This is a genomic window from Candidatus Zixiibacteriota bacterium (assembly GCA_040753875.1).
GTDB lineage: Bacteria > Zixibacteria > MSB-5A5 > GN15 > FEB-12 > DATKJY01.
The window spans coordinates 12,691-36,903 of record JBFMDV010000009.1; the positions used below are offsets into that span (position 1 = coordinate 12,691).

The following is a 24,213-nucleotide window of genomic DNA, read 5'->3' on the forward strand; positions in this document are numbered from 1 at the left end:
GAATTATTCGACCGATTCGATCTCCACGCGGCGGTTCTGGGCTTTGCCTTCATCAGTGTTGTTGTCGCCGATGAAGTACTGCGGGTTCTCACCGTAGCCTTTGGAGGACATCCGATTGCTCGGTACACCTTTGCCTTCAAGATATGAGACGACCGCCTTGGCGCGGTTCTCGGACAGACGCTGGTTGTAGCCGGAGCCGCCGGTGTTGTCGGTAAATCCACCGACACGGATATTGATCTCCGGGAACGACTGCATTGTCTGCGCGACACCATCGAGAATCCGTTGCGAGCCAAGATCGATCTCGTACGAGTTAGTCGGGAAGTTGATGTGCAGTGTTATCTTCTCGCCCTTCTTGATGATCTTGGGGCAACCGGTCTCATCAACCGGAATCCCTGCCGGAGTGCCGGGGCATTTGTCCAGATAATCGGCCACACCGTCACCATCGGAATCCTTCGGGCAGCCAACCGCATCGACCGGAGCGCCGGTCGGCGTGTTCGGGCATTTGTCGAGATTATCGGTCACGCCATCGCCATCGGAGTCTATCGGGCATCCACTGGCGTCAACTCGCACACCAGCGGGAGTGCGTGGGCACTTGTCTGCTTCATCGGTGACACCATCGCCATCACTGTCTTTCGGGGTCTCTTTGACTACCGGTTTCTCGACCATCGCTGCCACCAATGGCTTATAATATTCGGCGACATAGGGACGATTGTCCTGAACATCGGGTACACCGTCCTGATCGGAGTCGACATCAGGCGGCTGCTGGAGCGGATCGACACGCGGACCCATGGGCGCCATGTAATACTCCAGCACGTACGGGCGATTGTCCAGATAGTCAGGGACTCCATCCATATCGGAGTCGACGGTGTTCGGCTGGGTGGTCGGATCCACGCGCGGCCCGGCCGGCATGTTGATATACTCCGCGAGATACGGACGGTTGTCGTTCATATCCGGCACGCCATCGGCATCGCTGTCCACCGTGGCAGGCTGCATCGCCGGATTCGCGCGCTCGGAGCTTGGCGCCATGAAGTACGAGGCGACATGCGGACGGCGATCCAGGTCATCAGGCAAGCCGTCGCCGTCGCTGTCGATTGCGCGAGCGGCAGGCGCGGCGAGCACAAAACAGGCGAGCAGTACCAGCAGCCCGGCTCTGATAATCTGCTTTCCGTACATAGACATTTCTCCCTTTTCAGTCAGGTTCATCAGGGTTTCCTTTGCTATTGGATATATTTGGTCGAAAACTGCCCATATTTAATGTGCTGTCGGGCGATTAGTCAACACCAACCCGCGGGCAATATGTGTTTTTGCCTGTATTCTATTGCGCTGCATAATGTTATATTGCTCCATTATGCCGAGTTTTGGTTGCCCAATGGCTATGAAAAGAGTATCTTGGTGAGTCGCCGATGTCCACATAGCACCCGTGTCGGGTTTCTCGCTGGAGTTGAGTAGGACTTTGGCGAGGATTTGGTCGAGCGAGTAGTGGCGCGATGTAAAATTCGGTGATGGTCGCACTCGGAACCCGACCTACGAGCCACTGTGTGTTAGTGAAGATGAACGATTTAGCATAAAGGAGCTGGGCTCCCATGGAACTGGAACGACAACGGATCGAGACAGTCTACCTCGAAGAGGAGATGAAGTCCTCGTATCTGGATTATTCGATGTCAGTCATCACCAACCGGGCGCTTCCGGATATACGGGATGGCCTCAAACCCTCGAACCGGCGCATTTTGGTGGCGATGAACGATCTGAATTTGATGCCGGGGCGGGCGCACCGAAAGTGCGCCAAGATCGCGGGTGACACCTCCGGTAATTATCATCCGCACGGCGAGCAGGTGGTATACCCCACGCTCGTACGCATGGCGCAGGATTTCAACATGCGGTATCCGCTGGTGGACGGACAAGGGAACTTCGGGTCGATCGATGGCGATGATGCGGCAGCCATGCGGTACACGGAAGCTCGTCTGACACCGGTGGCGGTGGAGATGCTGGCCGATCTCGAAAAAGAGACGGTAGACTTCATGCCGAACTACGACTCGACGCTGACGGAGCCGAAAGTGCTGCCGGGGAAATTTCCGAATCTACTTTGTAACGGCACATCGGGTATTGCGGTGGGCATGGCAACCAGTATTCCGCCGCATAATCTTCGCGAGATCGTGCAGGCGATTATACATGTGATCGACAATGAAGAGTGCACTAATTCCGATCTGATCGACCTGGTGCCGGGTCCCGATTTTCCGACCGGCGGTATTATCAATGGTCGCGAGGGAATTCGCCAGGCATACATGACCGGCAAGGGGCATATTCCGGTCCGCGCCAAGGCGCTTGTTGAGCATATGAAAAACGGCAAGGATGCCGTAGTGGTGACCGAGATTCCGTATCAGGTCAACAAGGCGAATCTGCTTGAGAAGATAGCCGACCTGGTGCGCGACAAGAAGATCGAGGGGATCTCCGATCTGCGTGATGAATCCGACCGCGATGGCATGCGGATTGTCATCGAACTCAAGAGGGATATTCCGCCTGAGGTCGTCCTGAATCAACTGTACGCCCACACGACCATGCAGGTGACGTTCTCGGTTACGATGCTGGGGTTGGATCATGGCGTGCCGAAGCTGCTTTCGCTCAAAGAGATGATCCAGGCGTTTGTCGAGCACCGTCACGAAGTGGTAGTGCGCCGTACCCAGTTTGATCTGCGCAAAGCGGAAGAACGGGCGCATATACTTGAGGGGTACAAGATCGCGCTCGACAATATCGATGCGGTGATCGCGCTGATCAAGAAATCCAAGGATGTCTCCACGGCGCGGACCGGTTTGATGAGCACGTTCGGACTTTCCGAGATTCAGGCCAACGCCATTCTCGATATGCGTCTTCAGCGGCTGACCGGACTGGAGCGGCAGAAGATCGAGGATGAATATCTGGAGTTGATCAAACGGATAAGCGAGTACAAGGCGATCCTGGCCTCGAGAGACCTGCGCATGAAGATCATCAAGGACGAGACCAACGAACTGGCGATCAAGTACGGTGATGATCGCCGGACGGAGATCCAGGATGCCGCCGAGGAGTTGTCGGTCGAGGACCTGATCGCCGAGGAAGATATGGTGATCACGATCTCGCATCTGGGGTATGTGAAGCGGCTTTCCGTCTCGGCGTATCGCAAACAGCAGAGGGGCGGCAAGGGTGTGATCGGGATCGAGACCAAGGAAGAGGATTTTGCCGAGCACGTCTTCGTGGCCTCGACACACGACTACATCCTGTTCTTCTCCAATCGCGGACGATGCTACTGGGTGAAAGTGCATGAGATCCCCACCGGCGGCAAGATGGCCAAAGGGAAGCCGATCGTCAACATGTGCGAGATGGGGCAGGAGGAAGTGATCACGGCGTTCTGCAAGGTGCGGGATTTCCCGGCGGACAAATATGTCGTGATGGCGACGAGAGAGGGAGTTATCAAGAAGACCAGTCTCGATGCTTTCTCCAATCCGCGTAAAGTTGGTGTCAACGCGATGGATATCGCCGAAAAGACCGACGAGCTGATTGAGGCGGCGATCACGGACGGCACCTACGAGATCGTCCTGGCCACCCGCAAGGGGATGGCAATTCGATTCAGCGAGGATAAAGTCCGTTCCATGGGGCGCACAGCGTACGGCGTGAAAGGAATCGAACTGCCCAAGGGGGATTATGTGGTTGGCATGGTCGTGGTACGCCGCGACAGCACACTATTGGTCGTCACGGAAAACGGGTACGGCAAACGAACCTCGATCGATGATTATCGTGTCACCAACCGTGGGGGCAAGGGGATAATCAATGTCAAAACCTCCGACCGTAACGGCGACGTGGTGGCGATCAAGGAAGTGCTGGACAACGACGAATTGATCCTGATCACCAAGAAGGGGATCACCAATCGTCAAGCCGTGAGCCAGATAAAAGTAATCGGGCGGAACACGCAGGGGGTGCGGCTAATCGCGCTGGGGAAGGATGACCTGGTGACTGATGTCGCGAGGGTGGCGAAAGAGGAATAGGGAGAATTTGCTCTCACCGCAATCCTTCGTCTGCGCTCAGGACGACGGCCGTGAGGTACCCCGCCGCTTGCGGCGGGTCAGACTCCGCTCAGCGCGACTATGACACAGCATACCGGCATTGAGGTGCGGCCGTGTGCCCCGCCACTTTTTCAACATTCCTCAAGCGGTGGGGTAGCCCGCCCGAGTGTGTCACCCCAGCGAAAGCTGGGGTCCAGACCGGGGCCCGCATTCTGGGTTATGTTTGATTGACAAAACAGATGTCGGGTTTCTCGCCCGAAGCGGGCTCGGAACCCGACCTACCGCATCACCGAGGCCGAGTTTGACATTCCCGCGCACGCGGGAATCCAACCATAGCCACGGCTATTGATTGCCGTTTTCACAGGAGTGACACCTGACGGCTTTACCCGCGTTTCAACACTGCTCAGCGCAACGAAGCCGGCCGTCAGTGGATCCAAAGTGTTCCGATTCTATCGTCCGCCGCTGAAGGTGGTGATGATCGTGCCGTACGCGCCGATCGCCCAGCCGCGTCGGTTATTCAGGAAGTGGACTCCGAACAACCATTGGTCTGTCCCGGAAATCTGCTGTTGCCAGGTGGCACCGCCGTTCTGCGTATGAATGATCACCCCGTCCGGTCCCACCGCCCAGCCATAATTCAAGTCGACGAACTGGACCGATCGAAACTCGATGTTGCTGCCGCTTGTCTGCGGTGTCCAACTGGTGCCGCCGTTCGTGGTCACCAGCACTCTTCCGCTGTCGCCAACAACCCACCCATGTTGCCGGTCCACAAATGAGACTCCCCACAGGCTGGCCCCCACGCCGGATGGCACTGCCTCCCAGAGTTGCCCGCCGTTGGTGGTGTGGAGTATGACGGCGTTATTACCAACGACAAACCCCTCCTGCGTGTCAAAGAATTGCAAGTCAGCCAGTGACGTCGTGACGGTGGAGTTCTGCGGTGTCCAGCCGCGGCCGCCATCGATGGTCTTGATGATCAAACCAGACCGCCCGACCGCATAACCCGTGTCCGGCGTCAACATGTCCACTTTCCACAGCATCCAGGATTTGTCAAACGTGTGGGGTTCCCAGTGATCGCCGCCATCCGCGCTGATCAACACCTTGCCGCTATCTCCGACCGCGACACCATAGGTACTGTTCGTGAAGTCAATCCCTCCTAGTGTGGTGCCGGAGTAACTCGGTCCGACCTGATTCCAGGTAGCGCCGCCATCCTTGGTGCCGAGCATTACGCCCGTTGGATCCGGCGCGTTGGGAATGAACCCGACCACGAATCCCCGCAACTCGTCAATGAATGTAAGCCCGCGAAAATCGAACGAATGCAGGCTGTATTGCTGAGTCCAGCCGATGACCGTCAGTGAGCACGGGACGACGAAGGGGGAATTGGCCGCCTGGGCCGACGTGAAGACCAGGTCATGACCGTATACGCCCGACAGCAGCCCGGTAGTGTCCAGTCCGACGAGGACCGTGTCGGGAGCCGAACCGGATGTTGGCGTCACGGTCAACCATGGTGCGGACTCTGTGGCTGTAAAATCAAGTGGCCCGCCGCCGTTGTTGGTGATGTAGAGTGTTTCCGCCGGTGGGAGTGGCCCGCCCGCAGACATGCTGAATTTCACCACCTCGGGAGCGATCCCGATCGCACCGGAGATGGTGAATCGGACCGGTATGCGCTGGGGGGAATTGCTCGCCTTGCTCGTTGCCGTCACGACAATGGTGTCGTAATGCTCGCCGGAAACCAGGCTGCCGACATAGGCGGTGGCATATATAGTATCAGGTGCACTGCCAAGCGTCTGGGTTTCCAACCACGACGCCTTGTTGGAGACCTGGTAGGTCAGCGAGCCGGTACCACTGTTGGTGACTGCCACAACCTGACTGGACGGGTTGGCGCCACCGGCATTGGCGACAAAATGCAGTGAACCGGGCGAAAGGCTGATGGTGGCCTGATCGGAGTTAACGGTTCGACTGTTGGAACAACCGAGGCCAAGTAGAAGTCCGACGATGCCGAGAGTTGTGAGCTTACGCGCCATCTTTGCCTGCTTCGTAGACGAGTGCACCGAATCACATCGTGTCCATCCTCTTACTACGATGACAGCGGCAATTTGTCAAAAGAAAAAGCACGGCGGCTAAGACGGCCGTGCCGTGGGAATCTGCTCGTGAGTCAATCTCGCGCGTTTTTCGGTCCGGCGCTTACATCTCCGTATCCAGCAGGTAGTCCCTCAAGTCATCAATATCCATGTTTTGCAGCAACTGCTTATGCTGGCGCCAGACGCGGTGTCCTCCACGGGGCGCTTTCTCTCGCAGGCTGGGCCGTCCATGACCGCTCCGAGGCTGGTCCGAGCCACTTGCGGGCATGGTCGATTCTGTCCGTTTGTCGTCCTGTTTTCTGTGCTCCTCCATCGTTCCTCCGGATCGGTTCTCCCTTGCTGGACATGGATGTGTGGGCTTTTCACCTTCTGTTATCGGTCGGTTGAAATGCGCGGATTGAGGGAAAGCGGGTCTGCCAACCTGAAAAGTGCATTTTTTGAGCGGACGTCCCCGATAGGGGGTCCCGCCCCGTCATGGTCGACTTCATAGCAGCAATCTCGACAGAGTCTGCAAGAGCGCAGCCGGTTGCTTAGTTGGCGGCTGGTCTGCGAACCATATTCCCAATCCACGAGCTGCAGCTTTTCGCTGTCCGGCATGCAGATAGGGGTGCATGTCCGCGGTCAGAAAGAGCCGTTTGACTGCGGCACAGCGTATGCTCAAAGCTTAGTCAGAGACGAAGGAACCAGAAGGTGGTAGCATGTTAGACGGCAAATTTCAGCGTGGATTCTCCAACGAGCGACTCGCCGCTGCGCATGAACCCAAAGTGCGCAAGGACGACCACGGCTTCTACATCATGTCCCTTTCCGAGAACTGCAAGGTGTATTTTGAGGACTACTACGGGTTCCTAAGCCTGACCTACGACAAGGCCAAACGGGAACGGGACTCCGCTCGCATCAAATTAGCGCGGACTTCCCACGAGCATGGCGAGACGGTCGCCTATTACCGCGCCCGGTTGGTGATCATCGATCTGCTCATGCGCACGATCCTCCGGTTCTACACCGATGGTTCCAATTTCGGGGTGATCATGACTCCCTGGTGCTTCGGGACGGTGGTGCTGGAGAAGATCGAGGTGTACCGCGACCGCCTGAACAAAGGGGAGGTCGAGGATCCCAATATTCCGGAGTACCCGTATTACGTAATCAAGTACGTTGACGAGGTCTACAAGATTACGCTGCTTGAGCTGTTCGATTTTCCCCAGCAGGCGTTTCAAATGCGCTGGCAGTATTCCGAACTGTTGAAACGGTACTCGCGGATACTGACCGATATCACCGGCTCGTTGCAGTCGGTCATCCACTCCGTACGAAATCTTGGTTCTTAAGAGAATAGAGCCAGAGCCCTCCAACTCTCCGTGAGCCCCCGGTCCCGCCTGGACCGGGGGAATTTGTTTAGTCATGTCGGTCGTCTGCCGATATTCAGATGAAAGCAACCGGGTATAGTTTGTAAGCGCCGGACATACCGGAAATATGGTCCCATGACTTCTACAGCAGTCAAGAACAGGGTCGAACAGAAGTATCTGCCCATCTATCTGGATTCGCTCCGGGTGGACTCAGTGTTGGATTTCGATCTGTACCTGCAGGTCAACAACGATCTGATCCTGTACCGTTCCCCCAATCTCTCGTTTACGGACAAGACCCGCCAGAAACTGCTTGAGAACCGTGTCGACCGCCTCTATGTCCCGATCGACAAGAAGGCAGAGTACCAGCAGTACATCGAGCGGAATCTCGACAAGATCCTGGTCGACCCGACCATCCAGGAAGAGAAAAAAGCGGCCATCCTGTACGATACCTCCACCAATCTGGTCAAGGATGTACTGAGTAACCCGACGTTCGGCGACAATATCCACCGCTCCAAGAATCTGGTGGAAAACACAGTCGAATATATTCTCAGAGGGCGGGATGCATTCTTGAATCTGCTTCGGATCACGTCGTTCGACTACTACACGTTCACCCACAGCGTCAACGTCTGCACGTTCTCAATTGCATTGGCCCAACAGATGGGATTCAAAGACGAGCAGTTTCTCAATCAACTTGGGGTCGGGGCGCTCTTACATGATATCGGCAAGTCGAAGATCTCCGACCGGATCATCAACAAGCGCTCGGCGCTTACGCCGATCGAATTCGAGATCATGAAGAAACATCCCAAGTGGGGCGTGGATATTCTCCAGGAGACCGCTCTGGTAGCCGAGCCCAGCTATTACCCGGTCCTCCAGCATCACGAGCGAGGGGATCGGCGGGGGTACCCATCGGGCCTGTCGCTTGATGACATGCATATCTATTCGCGGATCGTGGCGATCGCCGATTCGTTCGACGCCATGACCACCCAGCGTGTGTATCAGAAGGCGATGGACACATTCCCGGCGCTCAAGATCATGTTCTCGCTGAAGGGGGCCTACGACGAGCAGCTGCTCCGGAGTTTTGTCGAGCTGATGGGCCCGAGCGGTCTGACCGACATCTGAAACTGGCCCGCAGCCTTTCCGCTTAGGACTGAAATTCCCGAAGGTGTTGTTGAAAACGGACTTATGTTCGTATATCCTCCTCTGAACGCAATGAACAAACGGGCAGTGTCACGGATAGCCGACCCCGAAACACAGGGAAAGTCTAACCTGCAAGAGGAGGAGCTTTCATGTTGAGACGCTCGGCGTCGATCTTGCCGGTACTGAAGATGACACTTGGAGTTGTCGTTGCATGCGGCCCGGCCCGAGATGAACCGTGCCCCCCTGATGCCCAGCAAGCGAATTTCAAACCGGGTGCCGCAGCCGATTCCGCCAATTGTTTGGAGAATTGACTTGAGTCAAATCGCCCAGTTTTGTGAATTACGATACTATCTCAGGCAGCCGGGCTACCCCTGCCGATAAGTCGAGATCAAGGGACTGTATTTTCGTGGAGGAGACAAGTGATATGATGCATTGGGTACTCACGACACTTCTGGTTCTGACGGCGACGTCGCTATTCGCGGCCGAGAATTGTGTGGAGTGTCACACACAAACAACACCGAACATTGTGACCGACTGGCAACTCAGCAAACACGAAGAGAATGATATTACCTGTTCTGTCTGCCATGGCAGCGGGCACCAGTCAGCCGCTGACGTCGCGAACGTGCAGATTCCTACGCCCCAGACCTGCGCTCAGTGTCACGAGGCGCAGGTGACACAGTTCAGCAAAGGTAAACACGCGTTTGGCTGGGCCTCTTATAAGGCAATGCCGACGACACATGAATTGCCCATGGCCCTTGTGGACGGCATGAAGGGGTGCGGAGGATGTCACAAGATCGGTCTCAAGACCGATGGCGATATCCAGACGCTTCGGGCCGAGGGAAACAATTTCGGGATCGCCTCGTGTGATGCCTGTCATACGCGCCACACGTTCTCTGTGAAGGAAGCCAAGCAGCCGCAGGCGTGTCAAACGTGCCACATGGGGTTTGACCATCCGCAGTGGGAAATGTATGCATCATCGAAACACGGTGTGAGGAATGAGCTAAAGCAGAAGGCGATTCTCCCGTCCTCAGCAGCAGCTCCGACCTGTCAGACTTGTCACATGCCCGAGGGGAATCACGAGGTTCGCACGGCGTGGGGCTTTTTGGCGGTTCGCCTGCCGCTACCCGAGGACCCGCAATGGAAAGCAGACCAGGTTACGATTTTGCAGGCGCTCGGTGTGCTTGATCCCGAGGGCAAGCCGACCGCTCGCCTCGATGTGGTGAAAGCGGCCGATGTCGCCCGTCTGACGCAGGAAGCATTTGATGCCGAGCGGAACAAGATGCTCACTACCTGCAACCGGTGCCATTCGATGAATTTCGCGAAAGGGGAACTCAAGAAAGGGGACGACATGATTCGTGAAATCGATCATCTCCTGGCCGAGGCAATTCGAATAATCGCCGGGCTTTATCAGGACGGCATTATTCCCAAGCCGAACGGCTACGCCTATGCTTTCCCGGATTTGCTGGCGTTCCACGACGCCCCTACCGTAATCGAACAGAGGCTGTTCACGATGCATTTGAAGCATCGGATGCGGGCGTTCCAGGGGGTATTTCATGCCAACCCGGACTATGCGCTGTGGTACGGTTGGAGTGAGATGGTGCGCGACCTGGCCGAGATCAAGGAAATGGCCGCTGAACTCCGCTCCAAGAAGATCTGATTCCAAATCGTCAATTCTCGTCAAGGGCAGGCTCGACACCGATCCTGCCCTTTTGTTTTGCATTTCACGGACACGCGGGAAAATCGCAGGTACCGAAACCGAACAAACAATCTACAAGTACTGCCAAATCGCTGATATCAAGCACGGCGTCCCCATTGATGTCTGCTTCTTCCCGACACGGGAGGATCGCCGAACAGACTAAGAAGAGCCAGTCGACCAGGTACGTGAGATCCGAGATGTCTACAACATCGCCGAAATCGTAGTCAACGTTTCCGCGAATGCCATGACAACATACGCCCGCGAAGTTCTGCCAGAATCCGTGATAGTTTCCCAAGCAGCCGAACGACGAATATTCCACCGCTGTCTGGCCGCCAGTGCCGCTCAGGCGATACATGGGCGAACTGGCTTCGGAGCCAGCATCGGACATGACCTGCCACATGAGCGGTGGAACGGAGTCCGGGCGAATAGAAATTGATGCCTGAGTAATTACTGCCTTCCCCGCAGAATCAGTTTTCGGTGGAACATCGATTCGAGTGCTGGCGGTCGGCACTTCGCCGGCCGCCGATATGCCACAACACATGAGCCAAAAGACAATCGATGCGATCAAGTGTTTTGCAGTCATGGTGTCACCTCATCGAGTGTTTTCGGGCTTGTGGCCAAATTGGGCGGTGCGTTGTTCCAACTTTTCGAGACGGCTACGGAGTTCATCGTTTTGTGTCTTTAGTTCTTTAACGGCTTCGACGAGGACGGCTGAGAGTCGGGCGTAGTCGACCGCCAGGTATCCATCGGGATCCTGCGAAACAGCTTCGGGAACGACCTGTTGCATCTGCTGAGCGATGAAGCCGAGATGTCGACCTTCGGGGAAGTTCTTCGAGGGGAACTCGTCTCTGCGCCACTCGTAGGTCACCCCCTGAAGTCGCGCAATCTTGTCGAGACTGGAAGCGATCGGAAGGACGTTTTTCTTATAGTGTGAATCGGAACAGGCTCCAAACGTCCCGGTATAACAAAGATTTCCTGCAAAAGACCCAGCATAGCCGGGACCGGGTGCCGAGCCGTATACACCGTTGCCCCCACCAGTGCTAATTCCGGCGACACCCGAATAGCTTCCTGATGAGGTCCCCGTTATAGCATTTACCCCGTTCTGGTTTGAGCTGGCGGTGATTGGGCCAGTGGCATCGAGTCGCCCATTACAGGCAATCGCGGGACTTGAAGCCTGATTATTGTAGGAGATAGCTTGGAAAGCATACGCAGACGCTGTTCCCGTGCCACATGATATTGCCGTTCCAGCAGAGTTGTAGCTCCAGAGTGCGACCGATGTACTACTCCCGTTTCGAACGCTGGCTGCTGCTTCATTGCCCGCCGAAATGGCCAGTCTGGCATCCGGAGCAGTCGTTCCAATGCCGACATTGCCTGAAGCTGCTCTGATGACCATGCGGTTTGAAGCACCAGCGTCAAATTGCAGATCAACAAGCTCCGTTGAACCGAATGTTGTCGTGGTACCATTGCTTGACGCGATCCACTTGTCTGCTCCTCGAAGGGGCTGATCTGCATCAAGCGAGATGGCGCCACCTGACACAGTTAGCTTGTAGGCTGGGTTGGTTGTGCCGATGCCGACATTACCTGAACTGCTGATTCTTACACGTTCAAGTCCACCGTCAGTACCGATTGAAAGTCCTTGCCCGCTAAGAGTGTAAATTTGCGATACTTGATTTGCAGCAGTGCCTATTATCAGATCAGAATTTCCATTGTCGCTTCTGAATCTCGCAACGTCGTTAACGCCTGCAGGCACGACCACGGTCAATTTTCTGTCGGGCGCTGTTGTGCCTATGCCGACATTTCGGTTGGACACAATACTCGGGCCAATTGTAAACAGGTCTCCAAGACCAGCGCTTACCCATTTCCATTCTTCTGTACTACCTCCGCCAGTACTGCGGTGGTACATCTTGTTTGTACCTTGTCCTTGTGACATGTAGAACCCGCAGTTAGATCTGTTATCCCACCACAAAAACGTCTCCTGCGATCCCGCGTCCAAGTAGATACCGTTATCTGCCCAAGGTGTCGATGGACCAATCCCAAAGGAGATGGCACGAGCCCGGCCGTTTACGTCAAGTGTTCGCTCTGGGGTGAGAGTTCCGAGGCCGACGTTTCCGCTTGGCACGATGGTGAGGCGTGATAGTCCACCGGCACTCTCATCGACGATGTCGAAATTCCCCGGGTTGCCCGGAATTTCTCCGGAAGATACACTATACTGCCTTCCGCCCGGCAGGCTATTTAAGAGTGACAACTGTGGCCCGCGACTGCCGTCATCTTGTACTTCTGCAAACCACCTGAATCGGCCCGTACCGGCTACGTCAAGGGTGGTGGTTGGTGTAGTAGTCCCAATCCCTACATTTCCCGTCAAGCGATAGACGTTTCCATTACTTACCTGCCAGACGGTATCAGTCGTCGGCGTAAAATTGCAGCTATCCGCATACGTTGAACGAAATGCATACGCCACAGATACAAACAGTGTACGTGGACTCATTGGACTGTCGGCACCGACCTGTATTTCCATCCAGCGGCGGTCAGATTTGAACACCGTGTCAGACACAGGGTTCACTTTGCCCAATTTGACAGTGAACAGGCCATTGCGGACAAGGACACTGTCCTGAGTTTCAGTCCAGATGGGCAGGCCACCGCTTGAGTCAGCGAAAATGGAGAACGTCATCGGGGTTTGGAGGTCTATGGGCACGCCTACAGAGTTGGTGAGACGCCCCTGATAATTCATCTGATTTGGCGTGGCTGCTAACAGTATGCCTGAGAGAATGCAGAGTCCCAGGCATGCGGCGAACTTGGGCATACGGTTCATGATACTCCTCCCGTGATTGGGTACTTATGGTTGTTTGGACGGAATAACGGGAATGCGGTCTACGCGAACCGCTCCGATGAATTCTAAGGCGACATAAACTCCCCTCCTGGCAACCAGGATATTTTTGACGATCAGCCCGATCGTTTGAAAGCCCTTTTCTTATAGTCTACCGTTTTGTCCGGGCTTTGTCAAGGGAAAAACGTGTTTGTCAATCGTTCGTCACACGCCACAGTTACCATCGTATGGGTACCGTTTGCCTGGATTCAAGAGACATGAAGACTCCTGAATCGATTGAGTCATAAGAGAGAGAATGCACTAAGGGAGTCTTCAGGTCCGATGCTATGCACTGGCAGGCTGGGAGATCTGACCATTATTGTAGTGATCGACGAACGCCATGACCTCCCTGGCTAATGTATCGAATCGGCGCTCCGGTATGGCCCGTCGAAATTGAGGTACAAGACAAAAAGGATCCATCGCCCCCCAATCGAGGTCAGCAGTGAACTGACCGTTTCGCAGTAAATCGTCGTAGTACTGCGACCCAGGATAAGGGGTGAACAGGCTCATCGACACGTGATCGGGGCGACACTGCTCGATGAGACGGATGGTATCCTGGATATCCTGTTCCGTTTCTTCCGGGAAGCCGATCATAAAGAAGGCGGACCAGTGCAGGTTCGCGTCTCGGACTGTTTTCGCGAAATTCACAACATCCGTTGGCGTGAGTTTTTTATCAATCCTCTTCAGGATTCGTTCGCTGCCGCTTTCGATCCCCACCTTGAGCATAGAGCATTTCGATCGCGAGAGCATCTGCAATCGGTCGGCGTCAAGCGTATCGATGCGCGTCAGGCACTCCCAATCCCTGATGCCTTGATGTCCGGCGATGTAGTCGGTGATTTTCTTGAGCCGCCGTGTGGAAGCGCTGAAGGTGTCGTCTCGGAAGTACAGCGAGCCGCTCCCGTAAGTGACGACGATAGTGCTGATTTCCTCAAACACGTCGCTCAGAGACCGATATGCGAGGCTGTTATGTATGGAGTTCGAGCAAAAGCGGCACCGGTACGGACAACCGAACGATGTCATGATAATGCTGAGATCGCGATGCGAATAGGTGTCTGCATTCCGCAGCGCTTCTCTCCTCGGACGCCGTTGCTTCAGTACGGACAGATCGTTGTCCTCGGGGCCGTGCTCAATCGAGCCGCCCGCAAGTCGGTAGGTCAACCCAGCTATCCGCTCCGGTCGCGTGCCTGACAGACCGACCACGGAATTGACCAGGTCAGTGAATCCGGGCAGGGCGCTGCCGCGGACCACGTAGTCGATGCAATCATATTCGAGCAACTGTTCCGGCAAGGCCGTCGCATGCGGCCCGCCGCATACCACGGCGGGTCCGGTGTTCTGCTTTACCAGGCGTGCGATGGCTACCGCTGACGGGACTTTCACGGTCATGCAGGAAATTCCGACCACGTCTGGCTGGAATCGTTTTATTTCGTCGACAATCGCCGTATAAATCGGATGCGCGAGATCGGAGACAGCCAGACGATATTGGGGAAACAGATCAAGCATTTCCAAGTATGTGAAGCACGTTGTCGAATCAGTGTGATCGGCGTCAAAGATTTCGACGTCATGCCCCTGCTGCATCAGGTCGTCTGCCAGAAACGACAACCCGACCGGATAGAACCATCGTGAAAAGCCCATGAACGCCGCGAAAGGGGGCTCGATCAACATCACCCGGGCCATCAGTAGTCCTTCAGGCTGTTGCCAAGGGGATTCCGACACGACGCCAACTCGTGGGTGCTCATGCTGGCAGGAACCGTGTGACACGTGCGTCGTGAAGGGCGACATGCTGTGCGAAAGCGCGGCTCAGGCATATAGCCAAGATATGTCCGGATAGAGGGGCAGGGCAAGGGGAACTGTCGACAGTAAACTCCGTCATTCCGTCAACCTGCAGCCCGGTGAGCGCACCGCTCGCCACTCAAACGCCGACGCTCGATCAGACGAGTTTGGCAGCACCGTTTTCCATTGTGGTGTCTTGGACAAGTAATATATTCGAGCAGCGTCACATCGAAAGAAGGAGACAGGATGAAAGAAGTAATAAAGACGCCCATGGCCCCGCAGGCAATCGGCCCATATTCACAGGCGATCCGAACACAGTGCAGCACGCTGCTCTTTTGTTCCGGTCAGATTCCGCTTGACCCGAAGACGATGCAGGTGGTCGGCAAGACCGCCGGTGAACAGTGTCAGCAGGTGATGGACAACATCACGAACCTGCTCAAGGCGGCTGGTGCCGACTGGTCACACGTTGTCAAAACCACCATCTTCCTGGCCGACATGAACGATTTCGGCCCAGTCAACGACATGTACTCCACGTACCTGGGTGTCAATCCGCCGGCCCGCTCGACCGTGCAAGTGGCGCGGTTGCCGAAGGATGTAAAGATAGAAATTGAGGTGATCGCGGCGATATAGAAGAAAATCGGCAGGTCACAACATTCGCCGGGGTGGCGAAAGTCAGGACCTGCCGAAACAGTCCAATCGATGTTTGGCTAATGGATACCTGTGCGAATCAGCCCTGTTGGGCTTTGGCGGCGGCTTTGAGCTTGTCGTTGGCGAACACGGCGATCTCAACGCGTCGGTTCAATTGCTTGCCGTCAACCGTCTCATTCGACGCCACCGGCTGGTCCTCGCCGTACCCCATCATTTTGAGACGATTCCCCATGACCTGTTGCAGTGTCATGTAGCTGCCGACTGAATTGGCGCGGCGGATCGATAGCTCGCGGTTGTGTTCCGATGAGCCGTCGGCATCGGTATGCCCTTCAATGAGCACATCGGTATCGGGATACTTGTTCAGGATGACGGCCAGCTTCTGCAGGTTCGTCTTAGCTTCGGTCCGAAGATCAGATTTGTTGACATCGAACAAGATGCCGGATTCAAACGTAATCTTGATTCCTTCGCCGATTCGCTCGATGTGTGCACCCTCGAGGTCCCGTTTCATTTCTTCGGCTTGCTTGTCCATCTGGTGCCCGATATAGGCCCCGGCGGCGCCGCCGACAACCGCTCCCAGGATCGCGCCGACCGCGGTGTTGCCGGCCTCGTGGCCGATGACACCACCGATTACTGCCCCGGCTCCGGTGCCGATCGCCGCCCCCTTGTCACGCTTTTTCCATGACCCGCATCCGAGCAGGTTGACGGTGAAAACAACCAGAACGAACAGGACTATTGATTTGCGCATATGCATGTACCTCCTTGGTCTTCTCGCATGACAAGTGTTGTTCGAAGACGTCGAAGTGTCAAGGCAAAAAGGTGAGGGGAGCTGTGTCGTGACGCGTCCTCGACAGTCTTGTATCACATCGTCTGGTATCATTTTGATGGCCAAATACGCCAGTGTCGGCATCACTATCAGGTCATCGACATGACCAATGCCAGGAATGAAATCAGGCACGATATCGAACGGCAGGAGCAAATAGCCGAGCGCAACCCGCAACAGCAGGCGGGCAAGTCGAGGCGTCCGCGGATGTTTCATCACCAGTTGGTACACTCGGATCTCACGTCTGAGATTTCGGCCGAGTGATTTCAAGCGTTCAAGCACAGACGCAAGTATGGGACCAGGCTTGCGCTTGGCAATAGTGATCCTGTCTCTAAGAGAATCGATTGCGTCGGCCGCCGAGGTTTGCTGGTGGTGTCAATACCCAGACATCAGAAGGAAAAGTGATCGGGGCCGTACACAAGCGTGGCGCCAAGATGAGCGGTTATCCCTATAAACAGGCTGTTGAGGGCGAGCAATCCTCGAAAGAGCCATCCCGTCAGCGGAGTACCTTTTCTTTCAAAACGGTACGCGGAATAAGCGGTGAGACAACTAAGCATAGCCGACGATATTCCCAGGATGCGATGCCAGGAGAAATAGGCGGTCAAAAGGGCGGGATACCGGGCATCGGAACCTGCCGCCAGCCCCAGCAGTACCGCCAGTAAGGAGGAGGCTGCTCCAAGGTAGGTCATTTTTGTGCTGACCAGGTCAAGAATGGTCGACCGTCCGACTACGGACGGCAGTGACATAAACAGGGCCGCAATGATCAACGCGATGGGGAAATGCACCACCACGGGGTGAAATTTGCCCAGATAGGTGATCATTCGGTTCGAAGAACGATCGTGATCAGTAGCGTGATTGTGGCCGGCCATGGAACCGCTCTCGCTGTGACCTGTCTCCGACGCAGTTATCGAGTCGGGCTGCAAGGAATCCGTTGCCATCGGACCATGCTCGTTGGTGTGATCGTGTGCTTTATGACCGTTGGCCAGCGTAGCAAGATTGGATACGAATTTCTGTGGGTCGGCCAGGAATTGCCGTCGGCACTTCTGACAGCAGAAAGCAATTTCCTGTCCCTCGTATGTGACTGTAATAGTCGAATCGACCGGTTCGTCTGTTGTCACCGGACACAGCGCGTTGACAGGCGCTGCCCCGATATCAATGGCCAAAAGTACGGCAAAGGTGCTTGCAAGTACAAGCGCCTTTGCCTGATGGAAAAGTCGGGAGCTGAAATGGGCAGTCTCGACACCGAGGGGAAGAGAACTATCGGACAACCTCATTGTCAATCAAACGCTGTTAGTGTCCAGAATGATCATGACCGCTATGGTCTTCCGCTGGCGTCTTCTCTTTTGCTGGCGCATCCATAGCCTTCAGGTATTCCTGAGGGTTCTCAGCAAATTTCTTCTGGCACTTCTTGCAGCAGAAATAAATGCGACGCCCTTCGAAGTCTGTGAATACGTCTTTATCTTCGAGCGCTTCACCAGATACCGGACAGGTCTTTTGGACATTCTCGAAAAGCACGCCCTCTGCGGCTGCTTTCTTGAAATACTTGTCCGGATCTGCTTTCAGTTTGGCGCTGCACATCGGGCAGCAATGATATACGCGCTGCCCTTGAATGTCTGTGTAGGCGGATGAATCGGTCGGCTTTCCCATCACGGGACAGAGCGTCTGCGGCTTTAGCTCTTTCGGTGCGGACTGAGCAGCATCTTTCTTTTCATCAGCGCCGAACGCGACAGCGGCGAGTGTGAGGATTGAGAGCGCGATTAATGTGGTTTTCTTCACTGAGTTCTCCTTATGTTACTCTATTGTTGCTTTCACTCCGTGTTCAGTCGATTGTACGCCACGTAGTCAACTGCCATGCCGTTAGTCGGCCTAATCGTAACCTGTTGTAAGACAGCAAAATATGATGTAACATGGGGTGACGGGCGAACAATCAGTGGCTAATTTTGTTGATTAGTGTAGAATATTCTCTAATGGTTGTCGATGACAAAGGTGAAAGGTCATGAGGAAGGCGGGTTCCGGAGGAAACGGGACTGCGTTGTCCTCGTTGTCGTACATGGAGTTCGACGATTGCATGAGCCCGTTCGGTAATTGGAGATCGCGACCGGCACGCTGATTGTGAGGAACTGAACTTGATGAAAGGGAAAGTCGGCTATTCCATGACGATGACGGCACGAGAGCGAAACCTGAAGTTGGGGACACTCGTGCTGACGACGGCCCTGACGCTGGCAATTCATTACGGCTGGGTGCAGTACCTCTTTGGGCATTACGACTGGCTCCATGCGCTGCACAGCCGGTTCTGCTATATACCCATCGTTATCGGGGCTGCCTGGTTCGGGTTGCGAGGAGGCATTCTGACCGCAGCCGTTATCTCGCTTCTCGTTGTGCCTTATTTGTACGGGCATGGGTCACATGAGGTTGACCTGACACAGGAACTGGTAGAGATTTTCTTTTACTTTGCCATTGGGGGACTGATTGGCGCTCTGATCGACCGGGAGGAGCGTATCCGCCGAAAGCACGAGGAAACGGAACGATATCTCGAACGAAGTCAGCATCTGTCGCTTTTGGGTCAGATGGCAGCCGGGGTGGCGCACGAAATCAAAAACCCGCTGGCCTCGATCAAGGGGGCAGTGGAGATTCTCAGCGATTGCAATACGCCTGAAACCGACCGCAAGGAATTCCGCGAGATCGTATCGAGCGAAATACGCCGGATAGACGGCACGGTCCGTGATTTTCTCGAGTTCGGACGCCCCCGTGAACCTCGGTACGAGGAGATTGATCTCTCGGCTACGGTCGCCGCGACGATCAAGCAAGTCGAGGCGCAGGCGGGAGCGGTAGGAGTGTCGCTACGGACAAACATCGACGAGGGGGTAGTAGTACTTGGAGACCGGGAGAAGCTCCACCAGGTGATCCTGAATTTGATTCTGAACGCACTCGATGCCTCAGCCCACGGGTCGCACATCGATATTTGCGTAACGGAAAGAGCGCGACACTCGGCAGTTCTGGCTATAACGGATCACGGTCGCGGCATTGCGCCGGGAGATCTCGACAAAGTGTTCGAGCCGTTTTTCTCTACCAAGGCGACAGGCACCGGGCTCGGATTGCCGATCGTGAAGGCGATAATTGAAAAGCATCAAGGCAACATAACCCTTGAAAGTAGGCTGAATCACGGTACTACCGCAACCGTCACGCTGCCGCTTTTCCGGGAGGTGGTATGAGCATGCGGGTCCTGTTGGCCGATGATGACTTGGCGCTTCGGCGGGTAGTACAGTTCAAACTGAAGCAGAAGGGATATGAGGTCACGGCGGTGGCCAACGCCGAAGAAGCGCTGTTCGAGTTGAAGCGGGGGCGGTTCGATCTCCTGCTTTCCGACATGAAGATGCCCGGTCTGAGCGGGCTCGAACTTCTCGAGATGGTGAAGAAGTCGCAGCCGGATATCGAGGTGATACTGATGACCGCCTACGCGGCGGTGTCACAGGCGGTGCAGGCGGTCAAGCTGGGGGCGTTCGACTACCTGACCAAGCCGTTCGAGGACGAGCAGTTGTTTGTGACGATCGAAAAGGCGGTCAAATTCCGTTCACTTGAACAGGAAAACAAGCGACTGAAGGAGCAGTTGAAAGCGGAGCGATCATCGCGGCCCATGGTCGGGGTGTCGAAACCGTTTCGCGAACTGGTGGCGCTGGTCGAAAAGATCGCGCCTACCGATGCGACCGTTCTCCTCACGGGGGAATCTGGCACCGGTAAGGAATTGATCGCGCGCGAAATTCACCGACTGAGCGCACGCAGCGGCGGGCCGTTCGTAGCGGTCAATTGCGCGGCTATCCCCAAGGACCTGCTGGAATCGGAGCTGTTCGGACACGTCAAAGGCGCATTCACCGGCGCCGTGAAGGACAAACGGGGGAAGTTTGAACTGGCGGCCGGCGGTACTCTATTACTCGATGAGATCAGCGAGTTGAATGTGGAACTACAGGCGAAGCTGCTTCGCGCCATTCAGGAGCGCGTGATCGATCCGGTCGGTTCGGAACAGCACACGGAGATCGATGTCCGGCTGATAGCCTCGACCAATGTCAACCTTAAGGAGAGAGTATCGGGCGGCACGTTTCGCGAGGACCTGTTCTACAGGTTGAATGTCATCCCGATCGAGGTGCCGGCGCTCCGCCGGCGACAGGAAGATATTCTCATTCTGGCGAGGAGCTTTGCACGCCAGTTTGCAGGAGGACAGGAGTTGCCGTTCGCGGCCGACCTCGCCGATCGACTTGTCAAATATGACTGGCCGGGGAACATCAGAGAGTTGGAAAATCTCATCGAACGGATGGTCATTCTGCGGCATTCGGATACACTGACTGTTGACGATCTGCCGAGGGACTTCGCGGTGGACTCCCCTGCTCGCCCGTCCACGAGCGATGTGCCCATCGCCGGACACCTGACGTTTCATGAGGCGGAAAAGAAGCTGGTGCTTGAGGCGCTGGCTCGATTTGCCTGGAATAAGTCGCGTGCGGCAGATTACCTGAAGATTCCGCGCCACGTTCTAATCTACCGAATGAAGAAGTATGGGCTGTCCGGTTCAGGCCCTGAACTGGACTGATTTCCTCTTCTGACATTTTGCTCCCCAAAACCTGAGAATATTCTACACCAATGGAGAATAATATCATCATCCATTGCTGTCGGATCAACGAGACACTACCGTATTTGCTTGTCGTTCAATAAAATAGATAGTTGTATAGCCGTGGCACGGGGCTTGCCAAAGACAAGGCAGATAAGATGTGGAGTAAAATGGTAAGGCAAGGCAGATTGGTTGGTATGGTGACGCTGGTGGGTCTGGCGATTGGTCCATCCCTCAAAGGACAAGTAGCCAGTCCAGGTGTTCCGCAGGACACGCTGTCGCAGGAACAAGTGGTGCGCGAGGTAGTCGCGCACAATGACCGGGCGGCGGCCATGCAATACATGGAAGCAGCGGCGAACGCCAAGATCGGACCTGCCGGTGCGTGGGACGATCCGATGCTAATGCTGGGTGTCAATAACGTGCCAACGTCGTTCGACTTCCGCATGGACCCCATGACGATGAAGATGGTGGGGCTGAGCCAGAACATTCCGTATGCCGGTCAGAAGGGGCTGGCGTCTAAAGCAGCGCGTGCGGACGCGGCAGCCTCAACCGATGACAAACAAACCGTTCAACTTGAGTTGGCAGCCACCGCCAGGACGGCGTACGCCGAGCTGTATTATCGGCGGAAGGCACTGGCGTATCTGGCGTCACAGTATGAGTTGCTTGATGGGGTGGTGGCGTCTACGCGCGCGAAGCTGATCGCGAACCAGGCGACGCAGGATGAACTGCTGGCGGCTCAGGCGGAACAATGGCGCATGCAGGCACAACTGGTGATGGCCGAGTCAGACGCTCAAGAGGCCGGATTCAAGCTGAACGCATTGCGTGGCCGGGCGGCCGCGGAGGCAATTCCTCCACTGGCACGACCGCTTCTGGACTCGATTCCCAAAAGTGTCGATCCATGGCTTTCATCGGCCCAAGCGCATTACCCGCCGCTGCAAAAGCTTCGCCATAAATCCGAATCGTACGGTTTCTCGGCCGGCGCGGCACGGCGGATGAGCTGGCCGATGCTGGGGCTATCGGCGAGTTACGGCATCCGTGAGAGCACGGAGATGGAAAAGCGCGACAATATGCTCAGCTTCCAGGCAACGGTTTCGCTGCCGCTGTTCAGCGGACGATCACAGCGGCAGATGGCCCGCTCGATGGAAGCGATGAAGAAGAGCTCGGATGCCGAAGCCTCACAACTGTGGCGCGATGTTGAAGCGGCACTTTCAGCGCTGCATCAGCACGCCGAGCATTACCAGGAGAATGTGAAGATGTACGATAGCCGGATCATTCCGGCCTCGGAGGACGCATTTCGCGGAGCGCTGGCCGGTTACCAGACCAACCGGACATCACTCACCACAGTACTCAGCTATGCCCTGGCGATCTATCGCGATCGGCTTGGCATGCTTCAGCAGGCAAACAATCTGGCGAGGACCATGGCCGAGGCTGAGAAATACGCCGGCGATCCTGGCGCATATTCGAGCTCGGAAAGACATTAGAATTGGGAGTTAGACGATATGACGAATACACACGAACCAATCGATCCCCACGGGCACGACTATATGCCGGAAGGGGAAGAGGCGCCGCCGCCGTACGTGCACACTGCTGCGATCGTACGGTGGGCCATTCTGGGTGCAATGTCGCTGTTTGCGCTCATCATGATCCTGAACTACTTCGGGCTCACCAGTTGGGCGAGTGCAGATGCCGGGACGACCCAATACCATTGCCCCATGCACCCGACCTACGTCAGCAACCAGCCGGGAGATTGCCCGATCTGCGGAATGAGTCTGGTGCCGGTCCCGAAGAATGCCAAAGATTCAGCAGCGCAGGTCGATTCACACGCGGGACATGACATGACCTCCAATATGGAGACTTCGTCAGGTCCAAAGTACTATTGTCCGATGGACCCGGAGATCGTATCCGACACTATGGGAACTTGCAGCAAATGCGGCATGAATCTGGAGCCGGTGCCGGTCGCGAAACCGGGTCAATATATCTGTCCTATGGATCCGCAGATTGTGTCCGATACAGCGGGCCGGTGCCCAATCTGCAAGATGTTCCTGGAGAAAGTGCCTGAGTCGGGTTCGACGGACGCTATGAAACAAGATGCCGGCGGCGCGCAAGACATGCAAGGTATGCCGGATATGCCGGGGATGGCCGGTACCGCGAGTTCTTCGGGAACGGCCGAAATGCAGGATATGGGTCCCGCGCCGGTGCCGGGACTGGTGCCGGTGACGATCGAGCCGGAGCGGCTGCAATTGATCGGCATCAGGACCGGTAAGGTGGAGCGACGTGTTATCGGGGACAACGCCCGCCTGGTCGGGTATGTCACGCCCGATGAAAGCAAGCTGGCTTCCATCAGCGTTCGGTTCAGCGGCTGGGTGAAAGAGTTGTTCGCCGACCAGACGGGGCAGGCGGTATGGGCCGGGCAGCCGCTGCTTTCGGTATACAGCCAGGACCTGTTTCAGGCAGAACAGGACTACCTGATAGCGCGCGAGGCAAACAGCCGGGTGGCCACTGATGTCTCGCTCGCGGGGACGCGCAAACTGATGCTCGATGCGGCGCGGCAGAGACTTCAATTGCTCGGCGTTCCGGAGCAGGAGATGTCGCGACTCGACGCCGAAAAGAAGGCGAATGCCGAGTTGACTATTCGCAGCCCGTTTGGCGGATATGTGCTGGAGAAATCGGTGGTCGCAGGGCAATTCATCGGACCGGACCAGGCGCTGTTCAAAGTTGCCGATCTGAGCACTGTTTGGGTACTGGCGGACCTGTATGAACAGGATTTGCCGTCGCTGCGGCTCGACCAGAAAGCATCGCTGCGCTTGTCGGCCTTACCCGAAGAGATATTTGAGGGAAGGGTGGCGTATATCTACCCGACCGTTTCCGCGCAGACACGGACAATCAAAGCGCGTTTGCAGTTTGTCAACCACAGTATGAAACTGCGACCGGGGATGTACGCTGAGATATCTCTCGAAAACGCCGGCAACTCGACGCTGGCCGTATCGAACGATGCAATCATGGACGGTGGCAACACGCAGTATGCATTTGTGGTCGAGGACGGCCGCCACTTCGAACCGCGCCTATTGAAACTCGGCAGGCGTGGGGACGACTACAGCGAGGTCGTCTCCGGGCTGTCTGAAGGAGAGGCGGTGGTGACAAGTGCGAATTTCCTGATCGACTCGGAAAGTCGACTCAAGGCGGCTATCAGCGGCATGGGGGGTGCCAAACCAGAATCACATGAAGGACACGTGCAGTAA

General features: G+C 55.8%; 18 protein-coding genes and 1 pseudogene. 9 read left to right on the plus strand and 10 right to left on the minus strand.

Going from position 1 to position 24,213, the window contains the following annotated elements; translation table 11 throughout:
• Positions 1 to 3: 3 nt before the first annotated feature.
• Positions 4 to 1,203: an OmpA family protein gene (locus tag AB1644_04395; GenBank protein ID MEW6050287.1), complete on the minus strand. Its 1,200-nt coding sequence runs from the start codon at positions 1,201 to 1,203 to the stop codon at positions 4 to 6.
• Between the two features lie 380 nt (positions 1,204 to 1,583).
• On the opposite strand from AB1644_04395, the gene gyrA reads away from it, so the two are divergent.
• Positions 1,584 to 4,013 (plus strand): DNA gyrase subunit A, encoded by a 2,430-nt coding sequence (gene gyrA / locus AB1644_04400; GenBank protein ID MEW6050288.1) that lies wholly within the window; start codon positions 1,584 to 1,586, stop codon positions 4,011 to 4,013.
• Between the two features lie 467 nt (positions 4,014 to 4,480).
• Here gyrA and AB1644_04405 read toward each other — a convergent pair whose 3' ends face one another.
• Positions 4,481 to 6,049 carry a YCF48-related protein gene (locus AB1644_04405; GenBank protein MEW6050289.1) on the minus strand — a complete coding sequence of 523 codons (1,569 nt, stop codon included), beginning with the start codon at positions 6,047 to 6,049 and terminating at the stop codon, positions 4,481 to 4,483.
• Between the two features lie 160 nt (positions 6,050 to 6,209).
• A complete protein-coding gene (locus tag AB1644_04410; protein ID MEW6050290.1) occupies positions 6,210 to 6,419 on the minus strand; it encodes a hypothetical protein in 210 nt (69 codons plus the stop codon).
• A 385-nt stretch (positions 6,420 to 6,804) separates the two neighbouring features.
• On the opposite strand from AB1644_04410, the gene AB1644_04415 reads away from it, so the two are divergent.
• From AB1644_04415 to AB1644_04425, 3 genes are all read left to right on the plus strand, one after another.
• Positions 6,805 to 7,425: a hypothetical protein gene (locus AB1644_04415; GenBank protein ID MEW6050291.1), complete on the plus strand. Its 621-nt coding sequence runs from the start codon at positions 6,805 to 6,807 to the stop codon at positions 7,423 to 7,425.
• A gap of 153 nt (positions 7,426 to 7,578) precedes the next feature.
• Positions 7,579 to 8,562 (plus strand): HD-GYP domain-containing protein, encoded by a 984-nt coding sequence (locus AB1644_04420; protein MEW6050292.1) that lies wholly within the window; start codon positions 7,579 to 7,581, stop codon positions 8,560 to 8,562.
• Between the two features lie 445 nt (positions 8,563 to 9,007).
• A complete protein-coding gene (locus tag AB1644_04425) occupies positions 9,008 to 10,237 on the plus strand; it encodes a multiheme c-type cytochrome (GenBank protein MEW6050293.1) in 1,230 nt (409 codons plus the stop codon).
• A gap of 64 nt (positions 10,238 to 10,301) precedes the next feature.
• Here AB1644_04425 and AB1644_04430 read toward each other — a convergent pair whose 3' ends face one another.
• The 3 genes from AB1644_04430 to AB1644_04440 all read right to left on the minus strand — a co-directional run bounded on the left by AB1644_04430 (position 10,302) and on the right by AB1644_04440 (position 14,813).
• The gene (locus AB1644_04430) at positions 10,302 to 10,859 is read right to left on the minus strand and encodes a hypothetical protein (GenBank protein MEW6050294.1); all 558 of its coding nucleotides are present in this window, start codon (positions 10,857 to 10,859) and stop codon (positions 10,302 to 10,304) included.
• A 9-nt stretch (positions 10,860 to 10,868) separates the two neighbouring features.
• Positions 10,869 to 13,076, minus strand: a complete 2,208-nt coding sequence (locus tag AB1644_04435; protein ID MEW6050295.1) for a tail fiber domain-containing protein — start codon at positions 13,074 to 13,076, stop codon at positions 10,869 to 10,871.
• A gap of 348 nt (positions 13,077 to 13,424) precedes the next feature.
• The gene (locus tag AB1644_04440; GenBank protein ID MEW6050296.1) at positions 13,425 to 14,813 is read right to left on the minus strand and encodes a radical SAM protein; all 1,389 of its coding nucleotides are present in this window, start codon (positions 14,811 to 14,813) and stop codon (positions 13,425 to 13,427) included.
• A 342-nt stretch (positions 14,814 to 15,155) separates the two neighbouring features.
• Here AB1644_04440 and AB1644_04445 point away from each other — a divergent pair, with 342 nt between their 5' ends.
• Entirely contained in the window at positions 15,156 to 15,539 is a 384-nt protein-coding gene (locus tag AB1644_04445; GenBank protein MEW6050297.1) for a RidA family protein, read from the plus strand.
• Positions 15,540 to 15,636: 97 nt separating this feature from the next.
• Here AB1644_04445 and AB1644_04450 read toward each other — a convergent pair whose 3' ends face one another.
• From AB1644_04450 to AB1644_04465, 4 genes and pseudogenes are all read right to left on the minus strand, one after another.
• Positions 15,637 to 16,302: an OmpA family protein gene (locus tag AB1644_04450; GenBank protein MEW6050298.1), complete on the minus strand. Its 666-nt coding sequence runs from the start codon at positions 16,300 to 16,302 to the stop codon at positions 15,637 to 15,639.
• Positions 16,303 to 16,506: 204 nt separating this feature from the next.
• Positions 16,507 to 16,593, minus strand: a pseudogene (locus AB1644_04455) (hypothetical protein).
• Positions 16,594 to 16,766: 173 nt separating this feature from the next.
• The gene (locus AB1644_04460) at positions 16,767 to 17,651 is read right to left on the minus strand and encodes a DUF2231 domain-containing protein (protein MEW6050299.1); all 885 of its coding nucleotides are present in this window, start codon (positions 17,649 to 17,651) and stop codon (positions 16,767 to 16,769) included.
• A gap of 16 nt (positions 17,652 to 17,667) precedes the next feature.
• Complete coding sequence (locus AB1644_04465; GenBank protein MEW6050300.1) at positions 17,668 to 18,153, minus strand: hypothetical protein; 486 nt, start codon at positions 18,151 to 18,153, stop codon at positions 17,668 to 17,670.
• A gap of 353 nt (positions 18,154 to 18,506) precedes the next feature.
• Between AB1644_04465 and AB1644_04470 the strand changes: the two genes are divergently transcribed.
• The 4 genes from AB1644_04470 to AB1644_04485 all read left to right on the plus strand — a co-directional run bounded on the left by AB1644_04470 (position 18,507) and on the right by AB1644_04485 (position 24,213).
• Positions 18,507 to 19,589, plus strand: a complete 1,083-nt coding sequence (locus tag AB1644_04470) for an ATP-binding protein (GenBank protein MEW6050301.1) — start codon at positions 18,507 to 18,509, stop codon at positions 19,587 to 19,589.
• Positions 19,586 to 20,956 carry a sigma-54 dependent transcriptional regulator gene (locus AB1644_04475; protein MEW6050302.1) on the plus strand — a complete coding sequence of 457 codons (1,371 nt, stop codon included), beginning with the start codon at positions 19,586 to 19,588 and terminating at the stop codon, positions 20,954 to 20,956. Before AB1644_04470 ends, AB1644_04475 begins: the two co-directional genes overlap by 4 nt.
• A 188-nt stretch (positions 20,957 to 21,144) precedes the next feature.
• A complete protein-coding gene (locus AB1644_04480; GenBank protein MEW6050303.1) occupies positions 21,145 to 22,455 on the plus strand; it encodes a TolC family protein in 1,311 nt (436 codons plus the stop codon).
• A gap of 18 nt (positions 22,456 to 22,473) precedes the next feature.
• Positions 22,474 to 24,213 (plus strand): efflux RND transporter periplasmic adaptor subunit, encoded by a 1,740-nt coding sequence (locus tag AB1644_04485; protein ID MEW6050304.1) that lies wholly within the window; start codon positions 22,474 to 22,476, stop codon positions 24,211 to 24,213.

Coding starts and splice junctions, on each gene's coding strand:
- AB1644_04435 (MEW6050295.1), bottom strand. CDS start 13,076: ATGCCCAAGTTCGCCGCATGCCTGGGACTCTGCATTCTCTCAGGCATA.
- AB1644_04470 (MEW6050301.1), top strand. CDS start 18,507: ATGAAAGGGAAAGTCGGCTATTCCATGACGATGACGGCACGAGAGCGA.
- gyrA (MEW6050288.1), top strand. CDS start 1,584: ATGGAACTGGAACGACAACGGATCGAGACAGTCTACCTCGAAGAGGAG.
- AB1644_04420 (MEW6050292.1), top strand. CDS start 7,579: ATGACTTCTACAGCAGTCAAGAACAGGGTCGAACAGAAGTATCTGCCC.
- AB1644_04410 (MEW6050290.1), bottom strand. CDS start 6,419: ATGGAGGAGCACAGAAAACAGGACGACAAACGGACAGAATCGACCATG.
- AB1644_04480 (MEW6050303.1), top strand. CDS start 21,145: ATGGTAAGGCAAGGCAGATTGGTTGGTATGGTGACGCTGGTGGGTCTG.
- AB1644_04475 (MEW6050302.1), top strand. CDS start 19,586: ATGAGCATGCGGGTCCTGTTGGCCGATGATGACTTGGCGCTTCGGCGG.
- AB1644_04395 (MEW6050287.1), bottom strand. CDS start 1,203: ATGAACCTGACTGAAAAGGGAGAAATGTCTATGTACGGAAAGCAGATT.
- AB1644_04445 (MEW6050297.1), top strand. CDS start 15,156: ATGAAAGAAGTAATAAAGACGCCCATGGCCCCGCAGGCAATCGGCCCA.
- AB1644_04485 (MEW6050304.1), top strand. CDS start 22,474: ATGACGAATACACACGAACCAATCGATCCCCACGGGCACGACTATATG.
- AB1644_04405 (MEW6050289.1), bottom strand. CDS start 6,049: ATGGCGCGTAAGCTCACAACTCTCGGCATCGTCGGACTTCTACTTGGC.
- AB1644_04425 (MEW6050293.1), top strand. CDS start 9,008: ATGCATTGGGTACTCACGACACTTCTGGTTCTGACGGCGACGTCGCTA.
- AB1644_04460 (MEW6050299.1), bottom strand. CDS start 17,651: ATGAGGTTGTCCGATAGTTCTCTTCCCCTCGGTGTCGAGACTGCCCAT.
- AB1644_04430 (MEW6050294.1), bottom strand. CDS start 10,859: ATGACTGCAAAACACTTGATCGCATCGATTGTCTTTTGGCTCATGTGT.
- AB1644_04440 (MEW6050296.1), bottom strand. CDS start 14,813: ATGGCCCGGGTGATGTTGATCGAGCCCCCTTTCGCGGCGTTCATGGGC.
- AB1644_04450 (MEW6050298.1), bottom strand. CDS start 16,302: ATGCGCAAATCAATAGTCCTGTTCGTTCTGGTTGTTTTCACCGTCAAC.
- AB1644_04415 (MEW6050291.1), top strand. CDS start 6,805: ATGTTAGACGGCAAATTTCAGCGTGGATTCTCCAACGAGCGACTCGCC.